Origin of the sequence: uncultured Cardiobacterium sp. (assembly GCF_938028185.1) — a bacterium.
Classification (GTDB): Bacteria; Pseudomonadota; Gammaproteobacteria; order Cardiobacteriales; family Cardiobacteriaceae; genus Cardiobacterium.
The window spans coordinates 1-3040 of the sequence record NZ_CALJAH010000142.1 but is presented as its reverse complement, the minus strand read 5'-3'; the positions used below and the strand labels follow the sequence as shown (position 1 = coordinate 3040).

Genomic DNA, 3040 nt, shown 5'->3' with positions numbered 1-3040 from the left:
TTTCGCCCACTTTGGCGGTGCCGCTGATGGTGACGTTACCGCTCGGCGGGTTGTTTGGTGTGGTCGGCGGCGGGGTCGGGGTGGGCGTCGTCGGTGTCAGCGCGGCGTCAACGGGGGCGCTGGGCTGGCTGGAGAAGGCTTCGTCGTGGCCGGCGCCGTCTTTGTATTCGACGTGGACGGTGAGGGTTTTGCCGCGGTCTATCGGCTGGATGGTATAGCTGCGTCCGTTGGCGCCGGTGATGGCGTCGCCGTTGGCAAACCACTGGTATTTGATGTTTTCCGGCTGCACGCCGTCCGCGTCTTCCACGTTCGCAATCAGGGTCTGGCCGACTTTGGTCGCGCCGACGAGCTCAACTTTGCCTTCCTGGTTGTTGGCGGCATCGGGGTATTCGATGGTGATTTTGGCGCGGTTGTAGCTGGGGTTGCCGTTGCGGTCGGAGAGGACGTATTCGACCGGGTCGGGGTTGCCCTTGTCAAAGTCCTTGTCCGGGGTGAAGGTGACGTTGCCGCCGCGTCCCACCGTCCACACGCCCTGTTTGTCCACGACGAGGCGGGTGACGCCCTTGCCGTCCTTGTCCAGCAGCTGGACGGTGTTCGGGTCGATGTCGCGCTGGGCGTCGGTGTCGTTTTCGACGACGTTGATGGTGACTTTGCCGCCACGGTGCGCCTTCACGGTGTCGTCATAGAGTACCGGCTGGTAGGCTTTCAGGTTCGGGTCGGGAATGCCCGGATGTCCCGGCATTTGTGGGCTCGGATTGAGCGGGTTGGGCGCCGGGTTGGGGTTGGGCTGCGGCATCGGCGTCGGGTTCGGCATGGGGGTGGGGGTGACGGTGTCGCCGATGATGCCGGTGGTGCCGTTGTGCGTCTCCATATGGTTTTTGCCGTCGGTGTAGCTGACGTACACGCTGATGTGTTTGCCACGGTCAGCAGCGGTGACGGTGTAGCTTTCGCCGGTCGCGCCGGGGATGGCGTCGCCTTCGGCAAACCACTGGTATTTGACGGTGCCGGTCTGGACGCCGTCGTTGTCGGCGACAACGGCTTTCAGCGTGCCGCCGATTTTTGCCTCGCCTTCGAGCAAGACGGCGCCGGGGGTGTTCAGTTGCTGCGTCGGGTCGTAGGTGAGGGTGATTTTCGCCGGTTTGCTGGTGTGGCCTTCGGCGTCGCTGATGGTGTATTGCACCGGGGTCGGGTTGCCGGTAAAGCCCGCTTCCGGCTTGAAGGTGACGTGGCCGTTGAAGGTGACGTTCCATTCGCCTTCACCGGGAACTTTCAGCGTGGCGACCGGGCGTCCGGCGGCGTCGAGCAGGCGGACGCTGTTGACGTCAATGTTGGTGACGCCGTCCGGGTCGGAGTCGTTTTTCAGCACGTCAATGGTGACGGTTTCGCCGGGCGAGGCGCTTTCTTTGTCGTCAGCGGCGATCGGCGCGCTGCCGGGCTTGGGCTGGTTGGGGTTGTTCGGCGAGGGGCTGGGACTCGGACTGGGTGACGGCCCCGGCGGGTTCGGGCCGGGAACGGCCGGGCCGGGATTGGAGGGGTTGGAACTTGGCGGGGTGACGTCCGGTCGCGGCAAGGGACTCGGCATCGGCGGCGGGTTGCTCGGCTGGTTCGGGGTCGGTACCGGCGGCGCTTCCGGGCTATGCGGGGTGTTGCTGTTACCAGAGTTGTTGTTGCCCGAATTGTTGTTGCCCGGTGCGGGGGCGGGTTCCGGGTGCGATTTGCCGTCCTTGTCATTGGCAAGGGCGATGCCGCCCGCAATCAGGCCGACACCGCCCAGCACGGCGAGCGGCGCGATGGGTACCTGATCGGAGCCAAGTGCCTGCTCGGTCACGATTTCGCTGGCAAGGGTGTGTTCCGGCGCGGCGGCAACGGGGTAACTGGTGAAGCTGCCGTCGGCCTGGACGCCAATCAGCGCGCCCTGGCCCTGACCGAAGTAGTTTTCGATGACGAGATCAGGGCCGCTGCCGTCAAGGGTGACGACGAGGTCGCTGCCCTGCTTCGTGGCGGTGACGCCCTGCGGGCCGAGGCCGGTCGCGTCATCGGTGAACTGGTAGTTGACGCCGTTTTGCGCCTGGATGTGCAGCGCGCTGCCGCCGGTATCAAGGTTGTAACGCGCGACCGACTGGCCGCTGGTTTGTTCGTTCAGGGTGAGGGTGATTGTTGCCATGTGACTGTCCTGTTTGTTGTTTGCAGTGAAGCGCCTGCCGCATCGCTGCGACAGGCGCTTTTCTTAGCTTCCTGGGGTGCCGTCAGATGAGATGGGTGTTGTCATCTTGCGGCAGGTGGTGGGTTTGCGGGGCGCTGTACGCCGAAGGCTCGTAGGCTTTCGGCGCGGCGATGTCCACGTGCGAGAGGATATCCTCTGCGCTGAGGGTCTTGCCGCCCTGGCTGGCAATGTCGATGCTGCGCGTATGTCCGGCGTCGTCGGTCACGTGCAGGTGTTGGCCGCTGGCGTCTTCGCTGACTTCCAGTTTGGCATGGGCAAGGTGTTCGTCGCCTGCCAGCACGATGCGGTCGCCTTCGTGCGGGTTGAAGTCGAGGATTTTGCCCGGCTGTTGCCAGCTCGCCGCGTCGTTGCTGTCGAGCAGATAGGCGAAGGTGTCCGCCCCCGCGCCGCCTTCGAGCAACGCCGCGCCGTGTCCGGCAACGAGCGTGTCATCACCCGCGCCACCGTGCAGCGCGTGGCTGCTGGCGGTTTTGCTGGCGGCAAGCAGTTCGCTGCTGTGCTCGCCGAGGTAGTTGAGCAAATCCGCGCCGTCGAGGTTCATCAGCCCGCTGTAGGCGGCGGTGTCTATGCCGTCGCTGACCAGTACGTCGTGGCCGTCGCTGCCGTGATGATGCTGCGCAACGGTGCCCGCTTCGTGCAACGCCTGCGGCGCGCTGTGGTGCAATGCCGCCGCGTGCGCGCCGTCGTGGTGCGCCACGTCGCCGCCGCTGTGTTGCAGCGCCGGGGTGGTGTGCTCCAGGTTGTCTTTATGCGGCTCCGGTGTGTTGGAGTGGTTGCTGCCGTCGTCTTTCAGCGGGGTGTAGCTGAAGGATTCGA

1 protein-coding gene and 1 pseudogene are annotated in these 3040 nt (G+C 65.1%); both read right to left on the bottom strand.

What is annotated here, in order from left to right:
- On the bottom strand, positions 1-2164 hold a 2164-nt coding region (locus tag Q0349_RS04305), incomplete at its 3' end, for an Ig-like domain-containing protein (protein WP_298079646.1).
- A gap of 82 nt (positions 2165-2246) precedes the next feature.
- A pseudogene (locus Q0349_RS04300) lies at positions 2247-3040 on the bottom strand (hypothetical protein); the annotation flags it as partial.